The organism is Ruegeria sp. CF4 (genome assembly GCF_056537345.1).
The window spans coordinates 73,485-94,093 of sequence record NZ_JBQFRJ010000010.1 but is presented as its reverse complement, the minus strand read 5'-3'; the positions used below and the strand labels follow the sequence as shown (position 1 = coordinate 94,093).

Genomic DNA, 20,609 nt, shown 5'->3' with positions numbered 1-20,609 from the left:
GCAAAGGCTGCTCAGGGCTCATAACATCCCGCAACCCGCACAAAAAACGCCCGCCAAAGGGCGGGCGTTTTGGTTTGGCAACGTCAAGATTTACATCTTGGCTTTCTCGGATTTCAGCGCCAGCCACAGGCAGTAGCACATCATCAGAACCACCAGCGTGAACGGGATGCCGGTCGAGACCGCGGCACCTTGCAGGGCCGAGAGACCTCCGCCCAGTAGCAAGGCGATGGCCACCAACCCTTCGAGCGTGCACCAGAACACGCGCTGGATCACCGGCGCGTCCATCTTGCCGCCTGCGGTGATCGTGTCGATCACCAGAGACCCTGAGTCAGACGAGGTGACAAAGAACACCACGATCAGGATCAACGCGATGGGGGCGATGATGCCATAAAGCGGAAGCTCCTTGAGGAAGCCGAACAGTGCGCCTTCGGGGGCGTAGCTGTCGATCACCGTGGCGCGGACACCTTCGGCTCCGCCTGCGTTCAGCATGTCGATGGCGGCACCACCGAAGGTCGACATCCACAGGGCACAGACCGCTGTGGGCGCCAGCAGCGCGCAGATGACAAACTCACGCACCGTGCGACCCTTGGAGATGCGGGCGATGAACATGCCCACGAAAGGCGACCAAGCAATCCACCACGCCCAGTAGAAGGTCGTCCAGCCGTGGAAATAGCTGGTGTCTTCGCGTCCGAACGGGTTCGAAAGTGCAGGAAGGTGGAACACGTAATCGACCATCACGTTGAAATACCGCGCGATGGCGGTGCCGATGCCGGTGACGGCGATGACAAAGATGAACAGGCCCACGGCCATGATCATGTTGATCTCGCTCAGCCGTTTGACGCCCGCATCCATGCCCATCAGAACCGAGCCAAGCGCAATCGCGGTGATGCCGATAATCAGCAGGACCACCACCGTTGGGCTGGGTTCGATGCCGAACACCTCATACAGCCCCGCCGCGACCTGCTGCGCGCCCAGACCCAGTGATGTGGTCAGGCCAAAGAGCGTGGCAAACACCGCCAGCGTGTCAATCATGTGACCCCACCAGCCCCAGACGCGCTCACCCAGGATCGGGTAGAATGCGGACCGCAGGGTCAATGGCAGGCCGAGGTTGTAGCTGAAGATCGCGAGGCTCAGACCAACGGCAGCGTAAACCGCCCAGCCTTCCAGACCCCAGTGGTGGATCGTGCCCACGATACCGGCATATTCATTGCCGGGCACCGCGATATCGATGCCCAATGGGGCGGCGTTACCGCCTTCGGCAAAATTGTAATAGACCGGCTCCATCACGCCAAAGAACAGCAGCCCGATACCGATGCCAGCCGCGAACATCATCGCGATCCAGCCCGCGTAGGAATAGTCAGGCTTGGCGTCCTTGCCGCCGATCCGCACCTTGCCCACCGGCAGGATGATCAGCACCAGACAGAACAGGGTAATGGCGTCGACCGACAGCACGAGGAACCAGTCAAACGTGCTGGTCAGCCATGGTCTGAGCCAACCGAAAAAGGTAGCTGCGGCCTCTTGGTTGGCCAATGCGATCAGGACGAACGCAAAGATCAATATACTGGAAATCAGGAAAACCGGATTGTGGATATCGAGCCCGAACGGGCGCACATTATCCTGCCCCAGTTCATACTCGGTTTCGAAGTCGTAGATCCGTGGATCGGGATCCAGCATTTTCTTGGTTTGAGCCATACTTCGCCCCTCTGTTCGCAAGCTGCAAACGCCAAGGTAGTCGGCCGGGTGACGGTTATGAGTGTATTGCCCCCTTGGCGCGTTTCCGTCTGTTCGACCGCGGGTTCAGTGGTAACAGCCTACACTGCAATCAGTTTTTATCAAAATGCATTTATATTCTTAAAGATGTAGGGCCAAAAATGGTGATGTTCTGCAGTCGCCGAAACAGCGTTGTACAGGGTTCTCAAAAATGCGTCTGCGCAAGTCTGCCAATCCCTTCAGTTCCCCTTTCCTTTCAACGCGATCTCATGTATGCGCGCGGTATCTGAGACGTTGTGCCCTGACCCCGGCACTCGAACGGAAGATAAATGGGGTCGGCGGCAATGGGGCCGCCATGCAAACCGGAGACCCGCAGGGGCGGGAGTGCTCCGTTCTAGGATACGCATATGTTTGATGTAACAAAGAAATCGATTCAGTGGGGCGAAGAGACGCTGACACTGGAAACCGGCAAGGTTGCCCGTCAGGCGGACGGCAGCGTGATTGCCACGCTGGGCGAAACCAGCGTCATGGCGAACGTGACCTTTGCCCGTGCTCAAAAGCCCGGTCAGGATTTTTTCCCGCTGACCGTGCACTATCAGGAAAAATACTATGCCGCCGGTAAGGTTCCGGGTGGCTTCTTCAAGCGCGAGGCGCGCCCGACGGAGAAAGAGACGCTGACCGCGCGTCTGATCGACCGTCCGATCCGCCCGCTGTTCGTTGACGGCTTCAAGAACGAAGTTCTGGTGATGTGCACCGTGCTGAGCCACGATCTGGTCAACGATCCCGACATCGTTGCGATGATCGCGGCCTCCGCCGCTCTGACCATTTCCGGCGCGCCGTTCATGGGTCCGATCGCTGGTGCCCGCGTTGGTTTCGAGGATGGCGAATACGTTCTGAACCCGACCGTCGACGACATGCAGGACCTGCGCCTGAACCCTGAACAGCGTCTGGACCTGGTTGTTGCCGGTACCAAAGACGCCGTGATGATGGTGGAATCGGAAGCGTACGAACTGTCCGAGGCGGAAATGCTGGGCGCGGTGAACTTTGCGCATGAGCAGATTCAGCCGGTCATCGACCTGATCATCTCGCTGGCCGAAGAAGCCGCGAAAGAGCCGTTCGAATTCGTTGCCCCCGACTACTCGGAGCTGTCTGCCGCTGTTTCAGCTGCCGGTGAAGAGCAGATGCGCGCCGCCTTCGCGATCACCGACAAGCAGGAGCGTACCGCCGCTGTTGCCGCTGCCCGTGAAGCGATCAAGGAAGCGCTGACCGAAGAGCAGCTGGAAGACGGCAACCTCGGTTCTGCAATGAAGAAGCTGGAAGCTGGCATTCTGCGCGGCGACGTCGTCAAAGGCGGCAAGCGGATCGACGGTCGTTCGACCACCGATATCCGTTCGATCGTTGCAGAAACTTCGATGCTGCCGCGGACCCACGGTTCCGCCCTGTTCACCCGTGGTGAAACACAGGCGCTTGCCGTGACCACGCTGGGCACTGGTGATGACGAACAGTTCATCGACGCGCTGCACGGCAACTTCAAATCGAACTTCCTGCTGCATTACAACTTCCCTCCCTATTCGGTTGGTGAAGTTGGTCGCGTGGGTGGCCCCGGCCGTCGTGAGATCGGCCACGGTAAGCTGGCATGGCGCGCCCTGCAGGCGGTTCTGCCTGCGGCGACCGACTTCCCCTACACGATCCGCATCGTGTCCGAGATCACAGAATCCAACGGCTCGTCCTCGATGGCATCGGTCTGCGGCGGTTCGCTGTCGATGATGGATGCGGGCGTTCCGCTGAAAGCACCGGTAGCGGGTGTGGCCATGGGCCTGATCCTGGAAGATGACGGCGAATACGCCATCCTGTCGGACATTCTGGGTGACGAAGACCACCTTGGCGACATGGACTTCAAAGTGGCTGGTACCGAAAACGGCATCACCTCGCTGCAGATGGACATCAAGGTTGCTGGCATCACGCCCGAGATCATGGAGAAAGCCCTGGCGCAAGCCAAGGACGGCCGGATGCACATTCTGGGTGAGATGGGCAAAGCCCTGTCCGAGACCAACGAATTCTCGGTCCACGCCCCGCGCATCGAGACTATGAACATCCCGACCGACAAGATCCGCGAAGTGATCGGCTCGGGCGGTAAGGTCATCCGCGAGATCGTCGAGACCTCGGGTGCCAAGGTCGACATCAACGACGACGGCGTCATCAAGATCGCCTCGCCTGATGGGGAGTCGATCAAGAAGGCTTACGAGATGATCCACTCGATCGTTGCTGAGCCGGAAGAAGGTCAGATCTACACCGGTAAAGTGGTCAAGATCGTCGACTTCGGTGCCTTCGTGAACTTCTTTGGCAAGCGCGACGGTCTGGTCCACGTGTCCCAGATCGAAAACCGCCGCCTGAACCATCCGTCGGATGTTCTGAAGGAAGGTCAGGAAGTGAAGGTCAAGCTGCTGGGCTTTGACGATCGCGGCAAGGTGCGCCTATCGATGAAAGTTGTCGATCAGGAAACCGGCGAAGAGATCGTGCCCGAGAAGAAAGAAAAGAAAGAAGACGCAGAGTAATCTGCCCTCGCTTTCCAGAAACGAAAGACCCCGGTTCAGGCCGGGGTCTTTTTTTATGCTGTGGCCGGAGCACAACTGTTCACTTTATGTTCCTTTTCGCTATGCTGACCCTATCTTCTTCTACACGCGGGGTCACAGCTATGAACCGAAGCGAGAAATACCAGCATTTCAAGGCGCTGCATGAACGAGACACCGCCTTTGTCATGCCTAACCCATGGGATGCCGGGTCGGCCCGGCTGCTGACAAGCCTTGGATTCGAAGCATTGGCCACCACCAGCGCGGGTTACGCTTTCTCGAAAGGCAAGCGTGATTCCTTCGCAGGCCTGAGCAGGCAGGAGATTCTGATCAATGCCACCGAAATCACTGCGGCGACCGAGTTGCCGGTATCGGCAGACCTCGAAGATGGGTTTGGCGCAACCTCCGACATCTGCGCCGAGACGGTCGTAAAGGCCTGCGCCGCCGGCCTTGTCGGCGGATCGATCGAAGATGCCACGGGCGACCCCGGCACCCCCATCTATGAGTTCGCACAGGCCATCGATCGTATCCGCGCTGCGGCAGAGGCGGCATCGGGGCAAGATTTCCTGCTGACCGCCCGCGCCGAGAATTTCATCTGCGGCAACCCCGATCTCACCGATACAATCCGCCGCCTACAGGCATTTTCCGAGGCCGGAGCAGATGTGCTCTACGCCCCGGGCCTGCCCGATATCGAAGCGATCCGAACGGTCTGCCACGAAGTGGACAAACCCGTGAATGTGGTGATGGGATTGAGCGGCCCGGGATACAGCGTCGCTGAACTGGCCGATGCCGGTGTGAAACGCATCAGCGTCGGCGGGTCTTTCGCACGCGCTGCATTCGGGGCGCTGATGCGCGCTGCGCAAGAAGTCCGCCTTTCGGGAACCTTCGACTACGCGCGGGACGCAATGCCCGGCGAAGCCATAAGCCAGCTCATGTCGCAGACCAAAACCACAAACAGATCCTAGTCCCCAGCTTCATCTGGCCAGAAATATCCTCGGGGGGGATCGCGCCCTCAGGCGCGATGGGTGGCAGACAGCCCCCCTGACCAGTCTTCAACTCAGGCCGGTGCTTTGGTCTTGCGCAGATACGGAAAGATCGTCTCGAACTCGCCGAACTTCTCTTTGGCTTCTTCGTTGGAAACCGCAGGCGGGATGATTACGTCTTCACCCGGAACCCAGTTCGCAGGCGTCGCAACGCCCTTGGCCGACATCTGCAACCCGTCCAGCGCGCGCAGGATTTCGGCAAAGTTGCGGCCCACGGTCATCGGATAGGTCATCGACAGTTTCAACTGCTTGTCCGGCCCGATGATAAAGACCGAGCGCACAGTGGCACTGTCAGCAGGAGTGCGACCATCGGGCAGGTAGGCTTCGGCGGGCAGCATGTCGAAGGCTTTGGATACCGCGAGCCCGTCATCGGCGATGATCGGAAAACCGGGATTGGCCTTGCCATACTCTTCGATGTCTTTCTTCCACTTCTTGTGGTCTTCGACACCATCAACCGATACGCCGATCACCTTGGTATTGCGGGCCGCCCATTCGTCGTTCAGCTGCGCAACGGCAGAAAATTCGGTGGTGCAGACAGGGGTGAAATCCTTGGGATGCGAGAACAGGATCGCCCAGTTGTCGCCGATCCAGTCGTGGAACTGAATGGTTCCCTGATCCGTTTCTGCCGTGAAATTCGGGACCGTATCATTGATGCGTAAACCCATGGGGCGTCTCCTCTGTTTGTGTTTATCGACTCGGTTGCTGTCAACTTAATCACTTTGCCGCCGGGTTAAACCTTTCATTCCTGACCCAGCGTCATTTCAGCCGGTGCCGCAAATCTATATAGCTTTCTACTTGCCCCGGGAAACATGCAGTGACAAAGTGCTAATAACCGACCAAGCGGTCGATTTCTTTTATTGCGGAGGCACGCTCAATGATCGAAAAACGTGATTTCTATATCAATGGCCAGTGGACTGCACCGGCCGAGCCCAACGATTTTCAGGTTATCGACCCTTCGACGGAAGAACCCTGCGCGGTGATCTCGCTGGGCGGTACCGCCGATACGGATGCCGCCGTTGCCGCAGCCAAGGCCGCCCTGCCCGGCTGGATGGCAACTCCGGTTGAAGAACGCATCGCGCTGGTCGAGAAGCTGGTCGAGGTCTACAGCACCCGTACCGAGGATCTGGCGCAGGCCATGTCACATGAAATGGGCGCGCCCATCGATATGTCGCGCACGCAGCAGGTCGGGGCCGGGATCTGGCATCTGAAGAACTTCATCCGCGCGGCCAAGGCGTTCCCCTTCGAGCGTCCGCTGGGCGATCACGCGCCAAACGACCGGATCATCTATGAAGCCGTCGGCGTGGCCGCCCTGATCACGCCGTGGAACTGGCCGATGAACCAGATCACGCTCAAGGTCGGTGCGGCGGCGATTGCCGGGTGTACGATGGTGCTGAAACCGTCGGAACAAAGCCCGCTGAACGCAATGATCTTTGCCGAGATGATGGATGAGGCTGGATTCCCGGCTGGTGTGTTCAACCTTGTGAACGGCGACGGCGTTGGCGTGGGATCACGGCTTTCGGGTCACCCGGATGTCGATATGGTCAGCTTCACCGGCTCAACCCGCGCAGGCACGGCGATTTCGAAAAATGCCGCGGACACGCTGAAGAAAGTGCATCTTGAGCTGGGTGGCAAAGGTGCCAATGTGGTCTTTGCGGATGCGGATGAGAAGGCCGTGAAGCGTGGTGTTCTGCACATGATGAACAACACCGGTCAAAGCTGTAACGCGCCAAGCCGTATGCTGGTGCAGCGCCCGATCTATGACCAAGCGGTTGAGACCGCTGCCGAGGTGGCCAACAAGGTCGCGGTTGGCCCGGCCACAGAGGAAGGCCGTCATATTGGCCCCGTTGTGAATGAGGTACAATGGACCAAGATCCAGGACCTGATCCAGAAGGGCATCGATGAGGGCGCACGGCTGGTTGCAGGTGGCACCGGTCGGCCCGAAGGTCTGAACAAGGGTTACTATGTGCGGCCCACGGTCTTTGCCGATGCCAACAACCAGATGACCATCGCGCGCGAGGAGATCTTTGGCCCGGTTCTGACCATGATCCCGTTCGATACCGAGGAAGAAGCTGTCGAGATCGCCAATGACACGCTTTACGGGCTGACCAACTATGTCCAGACGCAGGATGGCGACCGCGCCAACCGTATGGCGCGGGCGTTGCGCTCGGGCATGGTTGAGATGAACGGGCAATCGCGCAGCGCAGGCTCACCCTTTGGCGGCATGAAGCAGTCCGGAAACGGGCGCGAAGGTGGTGTTTTCGGGCTGGAAGACTTCCTTGAGGTCAAGGCCGTCGGCGGCTGGGCGGCAGAGTAGTCGCGGCCCGTTGTGATCCAATTGTGAGGCACCCAAGGGTGCCTCGCTCTGTTTCTCAGGCATCCGCCTGAGCGGCTTCATACGCCAGCATGGCGCGCTTCACTGGCAAACCCCAGTGATAGCCGCCCAAGCCCCCCGATTTACGCAGGGCGCGATGGCAAGGGATCAGCCAGCTTACCGGGTTGCGCCCGACGGCTGTCCCGACCGCACGCACGGCTTGCGGTGAGCCGACCCGCTCAGCAATCTCGGAATAAGTTGTGACCTGGCCCGAGGGGATATGCATCAGCGCCTCCCACACCTTGATCTGCAAGGGCGAGCCGATCAGGTACAAGGGTGTCGGCTCCAACTTTTCACTGGCGGCGCCAAAAGCGCTTAGAACCCAGGGGCGCAGGCGCATCGGGTCTTCGATAAACTCTGCCTGCGGCCAGCGGGAGAGCATGTCGTCCATCGCGTCTTCTTCGCCGGTCTCAGCGCCGAAAGCCATGCCGCAGATGCCCTTGTCGGTGCCCATGACCAGTGCCGGGCCAAAGGGGCTTTCGAACCAGCCCCAATAGATGGTCAGCCCTGCGCCTCTGCGGGCGTATTCGCCGGGGCTCATGGATTCCCATTTCAGGAACAGATCGTGCAGTCGCCCGCTGCCGGAGAGGCCCACGTTATGGGCGGTCTCCAAAGTGGTGAAGCGTTCCCGCAGCAGCGCCTTGGCGTGGCCAAGTGTCAGGTATTGCTGGTAGCGTTTCGGCGAAACCCCGGTCCAGCGCGAGAACAGGCGCTGAAAATGCGCGGGGCTCATGTCCATCTGGCGGGCAAGTTCTTCGAGGCTGAGTGTTTCCCCGCCCTGATCAATCAGCTCGATCGCGCGTCGCATGACGTTGTAGTGATATCCGCTTTCCGGTGTCTGGATGTTCATGGGTCTCACCTCATTCTCTGGGTTAAACCATAACGCGCGGGCCACGCCCAAGCGACCCGGAACTTGCGCATTGGCTTTGGGCTTGTGTCACGGCCCGGCGGGCGGCATTAAGGCGCGGATGGCAAAGCAACTCGATTATCACACGATCCGCGAGATCTTTACGCGTTTTCAGGACGCCGACCCCGAACCCAAGGGCGAGTTGGAGCATGTGAACGTCTATACTCTGGTCGTCGCCGTGGCGCTGTCGGCGCAGGCGACCGATGCGGGCGTCAACAAGGCCACGCGCGAACTGTTCAAGATCGCCGACACGCCGCAGAAGATGCTGGATCTGGGCGAAGAGGGGCTGATCGAACATATCAAGACCATCGGCCTGTTCCGCCAGAAGGCCAAGAACGTGATCAAGCTCAGCCGTATTCTGGTCGAGGAGTATGGCGGCGAGGTACCCAATTCACGCGCAGCGCTGCAGTCGCTGCCCGGGGTGGGCCGCAAAACCGCCAATGTGGTTCTGAACATGTGGTGGCGGCAACCGGCGCAAGCGGTGGATACGCATATCTTTCGTGTCGGCAATCGCACCGGCATCTGCCCCGGCAAAGACGTGGACGCGGTTGAACGCGCCATCGAGGACAATATTCCTGCTGACTTTCAACTCCATGCGCATCACTGGCTGATCCTGCATGGCCGGTACCATTGCAAGGCGCGCAAGCCGCAATGCCCGACCTGCATCATCCGTGATCTCTGTCAATTCGAGGACAAGACCCAATGAAGACCTACCAGCTCACCGGCATCGGAAATGCCGTTGTGGATGTGATTTCCCAGGCCGATGACAGTTTTCTGGAGCTGATGGGCATCGAAAAGGGCATCATGCAGCTGATCGAGCAGGAGCGGGGTGAGCTGCTCTATGCTTCGATGGAAAGTCGGGTGCAGACGCCGGGCGGCTCGGTGGCCAACACGATTGCCGGTGCAGGTGCGCTGGGTTTGGATTCCGCGTTCATCGGACGGGTGCATGATGACGCCTTGGGCCGGTTCTATGCGGATGCGATGAACGAAGACGGGGTGGATTTCGTCAACCCGCCGGTGCCGGGCGGTGAGCTGCCGACCTCACGCTCGATGATCTTTGTATCACCCGATGGCGAGCGGTCGATGAACACCTATCTGGGGATTTCCTCGGAACTGTCGTCCGAGGATGTGTCCAGTGACGTCGCAGGCGGCAGCCAGATCATGTTCCTTGAGGGCTATCTGTTCGACAAGGAAAAGGGCAAGGCCGCATTCCTAGAGGCCGCGCGCGCCTGTCACAAGGGTGGCGGCAAGGCGGGGATCGCCATTTCGGATCCGTTCTGCGTGGAACGTCACCGGGTCGATTTCCTGCTGCTGATCGAAAATGAGCTGGATTTCGTGATCGGCAATGAGGAAGAGATCAAGTCGCTGTTCGAAACCGACGATCTGGAGGAAGCGCTGGCCAAAACGGCTGAGATCTGCCCTTTGATCGTATGCACCCGCTCGGGCGATGGCGTGACGGTGCTGTATGACGGCCAGCGCGTTGACGTGCCGGTTGAAAAAGTGGTGCCCGTGGATGCCACTGGCGCGGGCGATCAGTTCGCCGCCGGGTTCCTGTTCGGCATGGCCACGGGCCGCGATTACGAGACCTGCGCCCGGATCGGCAATGTCTGCGCGCGTGAAGTGATCAGCCATATCGGCCCGAGGCCGGAAGCGAATATGCAGGAACTGCTGCGCGCCGAAGGACTGCTCTAGAACGCTGAGTCGCGCCTTTAGGAACCCACCGCAGCGTTGTTCAGTGCCCAGTCGTATTCATAGGCACTCACGCGCGGCGTCTCCTGCAATCGCGCCCGTAACTCGGGCTCCGCCGCCGTTTCGAGATAGGCGATCACCGCCTTCTCGTTCGGCCCGAAATCCTCGCGGAACCAGATGTAAATCTTGGACAGGATCAGCCGTCCGCGGGCGTCATACCGCACGCCGCGCGGGTCGTTGACATAGGCGCGTTCGGCCGCTGCGAAGTCCCGCTCCAGTGTCTCTGCCTGCCACGCACGGTCCATCAGATTGGGGCATCCTACGGCGGCGCAGTTCAGAGCATAGTGGATGCGCGGCTCATCGAATGTGGGGCGGATGATGCGATGTTCGATTTCGTTCAGCGTCAACGTCTGCCCTTGCACCAACGCCAGAGGCCGATCCCATGGCCCAAAGGAAAACGCGCCATCCGTGATGTCCCGGATCGAGGCGACGGGATAGTTTTCAAGGATCAGATCAACCGTCAGAGCGTTATACAGATTGATCCAGTAAACGAGTTGCTGATCACGGGTCAGCGCTGCCGGGTCAACCTTTTGCAGATCACTCAGGTACCGGTCCAACCGCGCCTTGTCCGCCTCGGTGACCTGCGCGTAGGTCACGCGGTTCACACCCTGCGCATCGGTCATAACATAGCGGTTCAGAAAGGTGCTCCAGTCGCGATGGTCGACACGCTCACCGGGTGGCAGCGCGGTGCGGGTCAGGGCCGTGTTCTCAAGCGGCGCGGCGGCGGGCAAGGCGAGACGTTCGACGCTGGCGCAGGCGGCCAGCAGAGGAAGCAGCAGCAGGATAAGCAGGTTTCTCATGAGGCGGCCTTCCGGTTGGCGCGTTGCGCCCTCAGCTGTCCTTTGAGCTTTTTCATCGGCGCAAGCGCGGGGTCGTTCAAATCGGGCAAATCGGGGCCTTTGGACAGATCTTGCGCGGCGGCGTTCCACCAGCGCGGACCGTCCTCACCGTCAATCCGGTCGGGGGCCGCAAGATGCAGATCGCGTTGTGCGTTGTGGGCGCACATCGACAGCGGGCCATTGGCGGTGGCGACCATGAAGACGCAGGAGGCGCAGCGATCCTCCTCCAGCGCGTCAGCCGCCATGAAGTTATGGATGAACACCGCCTGCCGTCGCACAGGACCCCGCAGCAAACCGGTTCCAAGACGCAGCACGCATTCCACCAGATGCGCCGCGGCGCGCAAGGCCAGCAAGGGCCGACGCAGTGCCAGGCGCCGCACGCTGTCGTGGATGTCCAGATGCCCGTCCTCGGACCGGTCCTGCTGTTCCAGCGCGTCGATCACGCGATGCACGAGGCGGTGATTGGACAAGGTCGACCGGGCCTTGCCACCCGCCGTGAACACGCTGGCATAGCGGTTGCATTTCGCATGACCCACTGCGGCGGCGCCAAAATGCAAGGGGGTCTCGTAGCCCTCTTCCACGGCACTCATAACACTGTCCTGCGTGATCATGTCGGGCCGTTCACGCAGTACGCCACGCCCGGTATCGGCCTGCATCTGGAAGGACACGAAGGCAACCTCGGGTTGGTCGCGAAGGAACCGTGCGAGCGCGGGCAGTTCGGCAAAATTTCCCTCGAACACGGTGGTGTTGAACAGGATGCGCAGACCCAGCCCCTCGGCCCGACGGATATAGGCGCTGCGCACCGTGTTGAGTTCGACCTCGGTTTCGAACCCCCGACGTTCCTGCGTCAGGTCGACGTGAAAGGCCACATCATCCAGCCCCGCCGCCGCCAACCGTGTCAGAGCGGCCCGGCTGGCGCGGATGCCATTGGTCATCAGGCAGGAGCGCATACCCAGACGGCTGATCTCGCGGCACAGCGCCTCAAGGTCTTCGATCTTGCGCAGGGTCGGGTCGCCACCCGTCAGCTGGACCGAAACACCGGGGCCATAGTGGCTGTGGATCGTCGCCAGCCGCGCGAACAGGACCGAAAGCGGGGGGTCATAGGTCATCTCGGCCCGGTCCGAGAGGTAACAGAGCGTGCAATCGAGGTTGCAGCGCTGAGTCACCTCAAGCGCGACGCAGGCGATGGGATAGAACCGCCCCGCCGTCTGGCCGGGTCCGTATTCGCCAGCGGACCAGAGCCCGTCTCGCAGCGGCGCGCGGCGGTCGGCCCCATGAAATCGGCGACCTGCGGGGGCTGTTCCGATGGCGTTTGAAATTTGGTGATCTGCGCTGTCCTTCATGCCTCAGAGGCTAGGGAGGCATGTGGCCCAGCGCTACGCCACTCACGGCAAGTTGTCAGGTCATGAGGTTGAGGTGATCAGCGCAGGTGCTCTGCAAACGCCGCGACCACCTGTTCATAGACTTCGCGCTTGAAGGGCACGATTTCGGCAGTCAGGCGCACGGGGTCCTGCCATTTCCATTGGGTGAACTCGGGGTGATCGGTGGCGATATTGATCTGATCGTCACGACCGGTGAAGCGCATCAGGTACCATTTCTGCTCTTGCCCGCGATAGCGGCCTTTCCAGATTTTCGGCACGATATCGTGGGGCAGATCATAGGGCAGCCAGCCGTCGGTCTCGGCGATGATATCGACCAGATCGGCGGTCACGCCGGTTTCTTCCCAAAGCTCGCGCAGGGCCGCGTCGCGCGGGTCTTCGCCGTTGTCCACACCACCCTGTGGCATCTGCCACGCGTCTTTAGGGCCGTCATTGCGCATACCGACGAATATCTTGCCTTCGGCATTCATCAGCATCAGCCCGACACAAGGGCGATAGGGCAGTTTGGCGATCTCATCAGGGGTCATGTGCGGCCTCGTGAACAAGCTTTGCAGCGTCTCTAGCAACTGGCGCGCCGAAGGCAAAGGGAATGACGTTAGGTTTCGCGTGACAAAGATGACGCGGAGGTCAATCTAGCCCTCGAAATCGGGAGGGAGAGTTTCGCCATGACCGCGTACCCAAACATGCTGGCCCCGCTGGATCTGGGCTTTACCACTCTGAAAAACCGGGTGCTGATGGGGTCGATGCATACCGGGCTGGAAGAGACCGGCGACTGGAACCGGGTGGCCGAGTTCTATGCCGACCGGGCACGTGGGGGTGTGGCGCTGATGGTGACGGGCGGGATTGGTCCGAACCTTGAGGGCTCGGTGCTGCCGGGGGCGTCAATGATGACCACCGAGAAGGATGTGGCGAACCATTCCATCGTGACCGACCGTGTGCATGGGGCCGGTGGCAAGATCGCGATGCAGATTCTGCACGCGGGGCGCTATGCCTATGGGCCGAAATGCGTGGCGCCGAGCCCGGTGAAATCTCCGATCTCGCCCTTCCCGCCGCATGAGTTGGACGAGGACGGGATCGAGAAGCAGATCGCCGACATCGTCAACGCCGCTGTTCTGGCGCAGCGGGCGGGCTATGACGGGGTCGAGATCATGGGGTCCGAGGGGTATTTCCTGAACCAGTTCCTGGTGAACCATACCAACAAGCGTGAGGATCGCTGGGGCGGGTCCTATGAAAACCGGATGCGCCTGCCTATCGAAGTTGTGCAACGTACACGCGAAGCCGTGGGCACCGATTTCATCATCATCTATCGCCTGTCGATGATCGATCTGGTGCCCAATGGCTCGACCCATGAGGAAGTGGTGGAGCTGGCGCAGCGGATCGAGCGGGCCGGGGCGACGATCATCAACACCGGCATCGGCTGGCACGAGGCGCGGATACCGACCATCGCAACCTCCGTGCCTCGCGCGGCGTTCGCATGGGTGACGAAGAAGCTGATGGGCAAAGTTTCGATCCCGGTGATCACCTCGAACCGGATCAATACGCCGGAAGTGGCCGAAGAGGTTCTGTCGACCGGATGCGCCGATATGGTTTCGCTGGCGCGGCCCATGCTGGCGGATGCGGATTTCGTCAACAAGGCGATTGCGGGCGAGGCTGCGAAGATCGCGCCATGCATTGCCTGCAATCAGGCCTGTCTGGATCATACGTTCGGGGGCAAACTGACCTCGTGTTTGGTGAACCCACGCGCCTGTCATGAGACGGAGCTGGTGATCGGCAAGGCCGAGGCGCCCAAGACCGTGGCCATCGTGGGTGCCGGTCCGGCTGGTCTGTCCACTGCGATGACAGCGGCCCAGCGCGGCCATGCTGTCACCCTGTTCGACCGCGCCGCTGAGATTGGCGGCCAGTTGAACATGGCCAAGCAGGTGCCGGGGAAAGAGGAGTTCTGGGGACTGGTCGACTGGTATCGCACCATGATGGACGATCTGGGTGTGACCGTTGAACTGAACCGCGAGGTCGGTGCCGATGATCTGACCGGCTTTGACGAAGTGGTCATCGCCACCGGTGTCACCCCACGCGATCCGCAGATTCCAGGGCAGGAGCGCGACTCAGTCCTCAGCTATATCGACGTGCTGCGCGGCAAGGCCGAGGTTGGCAAATCCGTCGCCGTGATCGGCGCGGGCGGGATTGGTTTTGACGTGTCCGAGTTCCTGCTGGAGGACGGGCACAGCCCCGCCACCGACCTGCCGCTGTGGATGAGGGAATGGGGCGTGACCGACCCCGAGGCACACCGTTCGGGCCTGGCACCGGAGGGACCGCAACCTGCGGCCCCGGCCCGCCAGGTCACGTTGTTGCAGCGCAAGGCACAGCGGCACGGCAAAGGGCTGGGCAAGACGACGGGCTGGATTCACCGGGCGACGCTCAAGATGAAGGACGTCAATTTCGTGGGCGGCGTGAATTACGAACGCATCGATGAGGACGGCCTGCATGTCAGCTTTGGCGAAACCCGCGACGATCCGACGGTGATTGCGGCAGATACGATAGTGCTCTGCGCCGGACAGGTCTCGGACCGGTCGCTGGCCGATGAACTGAGCGAACGCGGGATCGCCTGTCACGTGATCGGCGGCGCGGATGTGGCCGCCGAACTGGACGCGAAACGCGCGATCAATCAGGGCACGCGGCTGGCGGCGACGTTTTGATGTAAAGGCAGCACTAGAGCGCTTCGCTCTCGGAGGTCGCTTCTCAGGAAGCGGCCTTTTTTGCGCAGTTGACTCTGATGTTGTCTATGTACATATGTACCATATGAGTAAAAAGATTGAACGCACCCAGACTGGAATTCGAATCGAAAAGCGGCTGCTGAAAGTCCTCAAAGGGCTGGCGGAGTCGCTGGACATGTCTCTTGGTGATCTGGTTGAGGGCATTGCGCTGCACAGTTTTGAAAACAAACCACCGTTTTCCGAAGAAACGCTTGAGAAAATCAAACAGCTAAAAAGCGTTTACGAACTGGAATGGACCGCCGAGGACAGCCACAACTTCAAGGAGGATACAGAATGAATGACTCAGGCCAATGCGCCGACATCACCCGCGCAGTTGAAGCACATTCCATCGACAACAGTACCTTCGGTCATGCAGAACATGTACGGGTGGCCTATGATCTGTTGCGCAAATATGACTTCATCGATGCGGCGGCGACATACGCTAAAGGCATTCGGACGCTGGCCGCCAAGGCCGGTGCCCCGATGAAATTCAATCTGACGATCACATACGCGTTCATGAGCCTGATTGCCGAGCGTATGGCCGGCACTCAGGCCGCCGGTTTTGAGGATTTTGTATCGGCCAACCCGGATCTGATGTCCAAATCCGTGCTGAAGCAATGGTATTCGAACGACCGTCTGGACTCCGACCTTGCCCGTGGCGTGTTCCTGCTGCCCATCGCCGCATAACCGGCATCGGGTAGAGCGCGAGACGCCTACTCGACGTTGATCGTGATCACTTCGGACATGATTGGCGTTGCGTGGGGCACGTGGCCCGCATCGCCCAGAACCAGCTGCAGCGTGTGTGCGCCGGGCTCCATGTCCAATGTCACCTCGGTCTGGCCGCCGCCGAAATGCATGTGGTTTTCATCGGCGGGCAGGCCGTAAGCCAGCTCATCCGCACCGTCCTCGCCCTGCCCCAGCGGAGGGCGATCAATCAACAAGTGGTGGTGGCCGGTGTTTTCAGCCTCGGTTCCGGCTGGCGCGACGCCCATACCGCTGAGGCCGAATACAATCGTGACGGGTGATTGCACCGTATCCCCGTCAGACAGGTTGACGAAATAGACCTTCGCATCGGGGTTCGCGGGCGTCTCACCCGCGGCCCAGGAAAGGGTTGCTGCAAGACTCAGGATGGCGGCTGTGAAATAGGCTTTCATACTCTCCTCCTTGGTCACAAAAATGCCATCCTGATCATAGCACGATTGGGAAAAAGTCCAGAAATCGGGGATTTGCGCATAAACCCACAGGTTGGCTCCTGCCCATTTCGGCGTTTCCCAGTCGCAAACGATCCGATTCAAAACCCTGATATTATCCCATGTCTGCCCAGTTCTCGCCCAGATTGATCGCAATAAAGAGACAACGAACAGAAGACCTGGGGAACGAGAATGGATCGACTGACCGAAATGGAGGCCTTTTCCAACGTGGTGGACCAAGGGGGTTTCACCGACGCGGCCAAAAAAATGGGCATCTCCAAATCGGCCGTTTCCAAACACGTGTCGAGCCTTGAGGCGCGGCTGGGTGCGAGGCTGCTGAACCGCACCACACGCCGTGTATCACCGACCGAGATTGGACTGGCCTATTATGACCGCGCCCGTCGCGTTCTGAATGACGCGGGCGAAGCGGATGCGCTGGTGACCTCGATGCAATCGGCGCCCTCTGGTCTGTTGCGGATCAGTGTGGCAACGGATTTCGGCGTCAATCATCTGTCGCCGGTACTGTCGGATTTCCTGTCTGCCTATCCCGAGATCACTGTGAATATGGTGCTCAACAACCGCTATGTGGAACTGATTTCGGAAGGGTTTGATGTGGCCGTGCGTATCGGAGAGCTGGAGGACAGCACCCTGCGCGCCCGTAAACTGACCGAGACGGTCAAACGTCTGGTCGCATCGCCGAAATATATCGAACAGTTCGGCCGCCCGCAAAAGATCGACGATCTGAACGAACACAAGCTGCTGCATTATTCCAGCCAGTCTTCGGGCAGTGTCTGGAAACTGACCGCGCCGTCGGGTGAAAAGCGTCAAGTGCGCACAGCTGGCTGGCTGAGCGTGAATGACGGGCAATCGCTGCTGAATGCCGCCATTTCGGGGCTGGGGATCGCACATCTGCCCAGCTATCTCTATGCTGACGCGCTGAAATCGGGTGAGGTTGTGGACGCCATGCCGTCACTGCCGGATGAGGTTCAGGGCATCTATGCTGTTTACCCGCCAGGCCGCTTCACCCAGCCCAAGGTTCGGGCATTCATTGATTTTCTTGTCGACGCCTATGCTGAAAAAGGCGCGATGGACTGGTAGAATTCTCCCTGAAGTACCTCGGTGGCCCGTGCTGAAAAGCGCGGGTCTTTTTTTGTTTCAGGGATCAGTTGATCAGCAATACGGCCTCGACCCGGCGGTTGATGTCGCGCCCCTCGGGTGTCGCATTCGAGGTGATGGGGGCGAGATAACCCGCGCCCTCTGCCTCGATCCGGTCGGCGGCGATGCCGTGCGCCTCGATCAGGCGGGACCGAACCGCGTCGGCACGCTTCATGCTGACCGTAATATTGGCCTGCAGCGCGCCGGTATCATCGGTGTGCCCGACCAACGCCAGACGGACCTGCGGATTGTCGGTCAGATAGTCCGCAAGCAGGCTCAGCGAGGTAAAAGGCCCCTCGCCCAATGCAACCTCGCCGGTCCGGAAATGCAGATCGTCAAGGATCACGTGACCGTTCTGGCTGAGCTCACTCAACAGACCGGTCGTACTGTCGGCAGCTTCCTCGATCACCAAAGGTGGCGCAGGCTGGGTTCCGACAGGCGTCACGCGGATCATCTGCACATAGCCGTCGGGCTCATTACGGCTGACCAACAGGCTCAGCGCGTCGTCACCCTTGGTGGCGGAAAGAAAACGATAATCGTGGATCGCCACATACATGTCAGGGGTCGGCACGACCTCGGTGCCAAAGCGAAAATCGAAGCCGCCGCAATTGCGCGCCTCGCATTCGAAGGTGATGTCATAGCCCTGCGCCTGCAGCTGATCGCGCAGCGGGGCGAGGATCTGTAGCGTCGTGCTGGACCCGGCCTGCAAGCGCCATGTCAGGCGCTCCACCCGCCCCTCGACCGTTTGCACGGGCACCGCGCCATCGGCAAACACGCCAGTGGGCAGATCATAGCTGTCGAGCGAGCTGATCCGTTCACTGATTTGACGGGCGCTGCTGGGCAGGACAAGCTCCTGCGCGAAGGCGGTTCCCGCCAGAAGGACAAAGAATAGAGAGAGGCAGCGGATCATCGGAACTGGGCGTGATACTCGGGGTTCGGGACCATCGCGGTGGCGCTGGCCACGCGGTTGGTCATGTTGAAGAAACCGGCCACATTGGCGATGTCCCAGATATCCCGGTCGCTGAACCCTGCATCGCGCAGACGCTGGCGATCGGGTTCTTCGATCGTAGTGCTGGCCGAGGTCATTTTGGCGGCGAAATCGAGCATCGCGCGCTGGCGGTCATCCAATGGTGCGACGAGGTAGTTCATCACCAGCATCTCACCCAATTGTGGATCGCCGGAAAGCTGTCGCACCGCCGCGCCATGGGCCACGAGGCAATAGAAACATTTGTTGATGGACGAGACGACAACCGCGATCATCTCACGCTCCAATTTGGACAAGCCACTCTCGGCCAGCATCAGATCGTTATACATCGCCGTGAATGCACTCAGCTTTTCGACGTCGAACGCATAGGCCCGCAACACATTGGGCACCATGCCCAGCTTTTCGACACAGATATCAAAATACTTCTGCGTCTCTGGTGGCAGAGGGTCCATCTGAGCCAGATTCAGGGCGGTGGGCAGGTCCTGCGTGGTCACTTCACTCTCCTCAAACGTAATGCCGGTAGTGATATTCTCCGGCGATCTCCATCCCCAGCGCGTGGTAGAGCCCGTTGGCCCCCGCATTCGCCTTTGTGCAAATCACGCTAAGGGTCTCGGCGCCATTGTCCAGCGCCCAGAAAGCCGCAGCACGCATGGCCCATCCCCCCATGCCCTGACGGCGATGGTCCGGCAGGATTTCCAGCGCGTGCACCATGGCGACGCCTTCATGGATCGCAACAAAGCCGGTCCCCGCAGGCTGATCGCTGTGGCGCATCAAGAGGCCCGTCTTCGGCCCCGGCGCCCGGTGCATGATGGCCAGACGCTCTGGCCCGATCCCGCCCTGCGCCCAGATCTCGCGCATGATCGCCAGTGGTTCCCAGATGTTGAACACGGTCACGCGTGGGATCGGAGTAGCGGTCAGCTGTTCTGCCGGGCAGGTATAGATGTTGACCGGGTCGAGGATATCGTAGCCACGCGCGGCAAGCTGTGCGTCCAGCGCCTCATCCCCCGGCCGGAGGCAAAAGATCCGTTTCTGGCCCATGGCCTGCATCGCGGCCTCGGCGGCGTCGATATCTGCGTCCGTCATATCGCCGACAAGGCTGGCCGCGGACACGCGTGAGCCGCCACCCTGCCCCTTGCGCAATCTGAACGGCCCCAGCGTTTCAAACCCGGCGGCGGGCCATGTGCCGTCAACGACTTCAGACCAGTTGACGCTCAAAGCTCAAGCTCTTTTGCGAGACGGGTGATGGCGGCGTCGATGCGCCCGCCTTCGATGCCGCGCACCACGACATTGGCCCCAAAGACGCCGTTGATCTGAAACGGATAGCAGCCGATCGAGAGATCGTCGAAATCCTCGGCCAGCACGGCCAACGTTGCCGCGATGTCACCCTCGCCGCGATCCACGCGCAGGGTCTGGGACAAGAGCGGGCTGCCGCCGGTCAGCGCAGGCAGCACGCTGGCGACCATGGCGCGAAAGACCGATGGGACCCCGGCCATCACATGCACATTTCCAAGCGTGAACCCCGGCGCGGTCGAAACCGGGTTGTCGATCAAGGCAGCGCCATCGGGGATACGCGCCATCCGCAGCCGGGCCGCGTTCAGTTCCAACCCCGATTTGTCGTAATGCGCCTCAAGCAATGCGCGGGCATCGGCGCGGATATCGATATGCGCCCCAAAGGCGCGCGCGATGCAATCGGCAGTGATATCGTCATGGGTCGGACCGATGCCGCCGCTGGTAAAGACATTGTCATAGGTTTCGGACAGAGCCTTGACCGCAGTCTCGATCGCCAGGGCGTCGTCGCTGACGATCCGCACCTCTTTCAGGTCGATGCCCTGTTTGGTCAGTTCGCCAGCAAGGTAATGCATGTTGGCGTCGCGGGTGCGGCCCGAGAGGATCTCATCCCCGATCACAAGCATTGCAGCGGTTGGATTGGCCATGGCGCGCCCTCCCTCTTGATCGACCGT

Annotated in this window: 20 protein-coding genes; 9 read left to right on the top strand and 11 right to left on the bottom strand. The window is 60.4% G+C overall.

Going from position 1 to position 20,609, the window contains the following annotated elements; translation table 11 throughout:
* Window positions 1–90: 90 nt before the first annotated feature.
* Window positions 91–1,692 carry a BCCT family transporter gene (locus tag ACR0NF_RS17590; protein WP_480471602.1) on the bottom strand — a complete coding sequence of 534 codons (1,602 nt, stop codon included), beginning with the start codon at window positions 1,690–1,692 and terminating at the stop codon, window positions 91–93.
* 425 nt (window positions 1,693–2,117) lie between these two features.
* On the opposite strand from ACR0NF_RS17590, the gene pnp reads away from it, so the two are divergent.
* Window positions 2,118–4,265, top strand: coding sequence for a polyribonucleotide nucleotidyltransferase (pnp, locus tag ACR0NF_RS17585; protein WP_480778689.1), 2,148 nt, complete (start codon window positions 2,118–2,120; stop codon window positions 4,263–4,265).
* A gap of 140 nt (window positions 4,266–4,405) precedes the next feature.
* Window positions 4,406–5,245 (top strand): isocitrate lyase/PEP mutase family protein, encoded by an 840-nt coding sequence (locus tag ACR0NF_RS17580; RefSeq protein ID WP_480778688.1) that lies wholly within the window; start codon window positions 4,406–4,408, stop codon window positions 5,243–5,245.
* Between the two features lie 92 nt (window positions 5,246–5,337).
* Here the strand turns inward: ACR0NF_RS17580 and ACR0NF_RS17575 are convergent, their stop codons facing one another.
* Window positions 5,338–5,988 (bottom strand): peroxiredoxin, encoded by a 651-nt coding sequence (locus tag ACR0NF_RS17575; RefSeq protein ID WP_480778687.1) that lies wholly within the window; start codon window positions 5,986–5,988, stop codon window positions 5,338–5,340.
* Window positions 5,989–6,197: 209 nt separating this feature from the next.
* Between ACR0NF_RS17575 and ACR0NF_RS17570 the strand changes: the two genes are divergently transcribed.
* A complete protein-coding gene (locus ACR0NF_RS17570) occupies window positions 6,198–7,637 on the top strand; it encodes an aldehyde dehydrogenase family protein (RefSeq protein WP_480778686.1) in 1,440 nt (479 codons plus the stop codon).
* Window positions 7,638–7,692: 55 nt separating this feature from the next.
* On the opposite strand, the gene ACR0NF_RS17565 is transcribed toward ACR0NF_RS17570, so the two are convergent.
* Window positions 7,693–8,544, bottom strand: a complete 852-nt coding sequence (locus ACR0NF_RS17565; protein WP_480667967.1) for a methylated-DNA--[protein]-cysteine S-methyltransferase — start codon at window positions 8,542–8,544, stop codon at window positions 7,693–7,695.
* A 118-nt stretch (window positions 8,545–8,662) separates the two neighbouring features.
* On the opposite strand from ACR0NF_RS17565, the gene nth reads away from it, so the two are divergent.
* Window positions 8,663–9,307, top strand: a complete 645-nt coding sequence (gene nth, locus ACR0NF_RS17560; protein ID WP_480667997.1) for an endonuclease III — start codon at window positions 8,663–8,665, stop codon at window positions 9,305–9,307.
* Window positions 9,304–10,293 carry an adenosine kinase gene (locus ACR0NF_RS17555; RefSeq protein ID WP_480659925.1) on the top strand — a complete coding sequence of 330 codons (990 nt, stop codon included), beginning with the start codon at window positions 9,304–9,306 and terminating at the stop codon, window positions 10,291–10,293. The genes nth and ACR0NF_RS17555 overlap by 4 nt, the downstream gene beginning before the upstream one ends.
* A gap of 17 nt (window positions 10,294–10,310) precedes the next feature.
* Here ACR0NF_RS17555 and ACR0NF_RS17550 read toward each other — a convergent pair whose 3' ends face one another.
* The 3 genes from ACR0NF_RS17550 to ACR0NF_RS17540 form a co-directional block, all read right to left on the bottom strand.
* A complete protein-coding gene (locus ACR0NF_RS17550; protein ID WP_480667968.1) occupies window positions 10,311–11,150 on the bottom strand; it encodes a DUF547 domain-containing protein in 840 nt (279 codons plus the stop codon).
* Entirely contained in the window at window positions 11,147–12,532 is a 1,386-nt protein-coding gene (locus ACR0NF_RS17545) for a radical SAM protein (protein ID WP_480778685.1), read from the bottom strand. Before ACR0NF_RS17545 ends, ACR0NF_RS17550 begins: the two co-directional genes overlap by 4 nt.
* Window positions 12,533–12,609: 77 nt before the next feature.
* Window positions 12,610–13,095: an RNA pyrophosphohydrolase gene (locus ACR0NF_RS17540; RefSeq protein ID WP_480778684.1), complete on the bottom strand. Its 486-nt coding sequence runs from the start codon at window positions 13,093–13,095 to the stop codon at window positions 12,610–12,612.
* Window positions 13,096–13,233: 138 nt separating this feature from the next.
* On the opposite strand from ACR0NF_RS17540, the gene ACR0NF_RS17535 reads away from it, so the two are divergent.
* The 3 genes from ACR0NF_RS17535 (at window position 13,234) to ACR0NF_RS17525 (ending at window position 16,005) form a co-directional block, all read left to right on the top strand.
* A complete protein-coding gene (locus ACR0NF_RS17535) occupies window positions 13,234–15,261 on the top strand; it encodes an FAD-dependent oxidoreductase (protein WP_480471591.1) in 2,028 nt (675 codons plus the stop codon).
* 103 nt (window positions 15,262–15,364) lie between these two features.
* On the top strand, window positions 15,365–15,616 hold the full coding sequence (locus ACR0NF_RS17530; RefSeq protein WP_480471590.1) for a hypothetical protein: 252 nt from the start codon (window positions 15,365–15,367) through the stop codon (window positions 15,614–15,616).
* Window positions 15,613–16,005, top strand: a complete 393-nt coding sequence (locus ACR0NF_RS17525; RefSeq protein ID WP_480778683.1) for a hypothetical protein — start codon at window positions 15,613–15,615, stop codon at window positions 16,003–16,005. Before ACR0NF_RS17530 ends, ACR0NF_RS17525 begins: the two co-directional genes overlap by 4 nt.
* Before the next feature lie 26 nt (window positions 16,006–16,031).
* Here ACR0NF_RS17525 and ACR0NF_RS17520 read toward each other — a convergent pair whose 3' ends face one another.
* Window positions 16,032–16,472, bottom strand: a complete 441-nt coding sequence (locus ACR0NF_RS17520) for a DUF4399 domain-containing protein (RefSeq protein WP_480471588.1) — start codon at window positions 16,470–16,472, stop codon at window positions 16,032–16,034.
* Between the two features lie 228 nt (window positions 16,473–16,700).
* Between ACR0NF_RS17520 and ACR0NF_RS17515 the strand changes: the two genes are divergently transcribed.
* Window positions 16,701–17,606 carry a LysR family transcriptional regulator gene (locus tag ACR0NF_RS17515; RefSeq protein ID WP_480471587.1) on the top strand — a complete coding sequence of 302 codons (906 nt, stop codon included), beginning with the start codon at window positions 16,701–16,703 and terminating at the stop codon, window positions 17,604–17,606.
* A gap of 64 nt (window positions 17,607–17,670) precedes the next feature.
* On the opposite strand, the gene ACR0NF_RS17510 is transcribed toward ACR0NF_RS17515, so the two are convergent.
* The 4 genes from ACR0NF_RS17510 to ACR0NF_RS17495 are packed head-to-tail and all read right to left on the bottom strand — an operon-like array spanning window position 17,671 to window position 20,582.
* The gene (locus ACR0NF_RS17510; protein WP_480471586.1) at window positions 17,671–18,573 is read right to left on the bottom strand and encodes an OmpA family protein; all 903 of its coding nucleotides are present in this window, start codon (window positions 18,571–18,573) and stop codon (window positions 17,671–17,673) included.
* Window positions 18,570–19,142 carry a peroxidase-related enzyme gene (locus ACR0NF_RS17505; RefSeq protein WP_480778682.1) on the bottom strand — a complete coding sequence of 191 codons (573 nt, stop codon included), beginning with the start codon at window positions 19,140–19,142 and terminating at the stop codon, window positions 18,570–18,572. Before ACR0NF_RS17505 ends, ACR0NF_RS17510 begins: the two co-directional genes overlap by 4 nt.
* 10 nt (window positions 19,143–19,152) lie before the next feature.
* Window positions 19,153–19,863, bottom strand: a complete 711-nt coding sequence (locus tag ACR0NF_RS17500; protein WP_480471584.1) for a GNAT family N-acetyltransferase — start codon at window positions 19,861–19,863, stop codon at window positions 19,153–19,155.
* On the bottom strand, window positions 19,860–20,582 hold the full coding sequence (locus ACR0NF_RS17495) for a competence/damage-inducible protein A (protein ID WP_480778681.1): 723 nt from the start codon (window positions 20,580–20,582) through the stop codon (window positions 19,860–19,862). The genes ACR0NF_RS17500 and ACR0NF_RS17495 overlap by 4 nt, the downstream gene beginning before the upstream one ends.
* Between the last annotated feature and the right edge of the window lie 27 nt (window positions 20,583–20,609).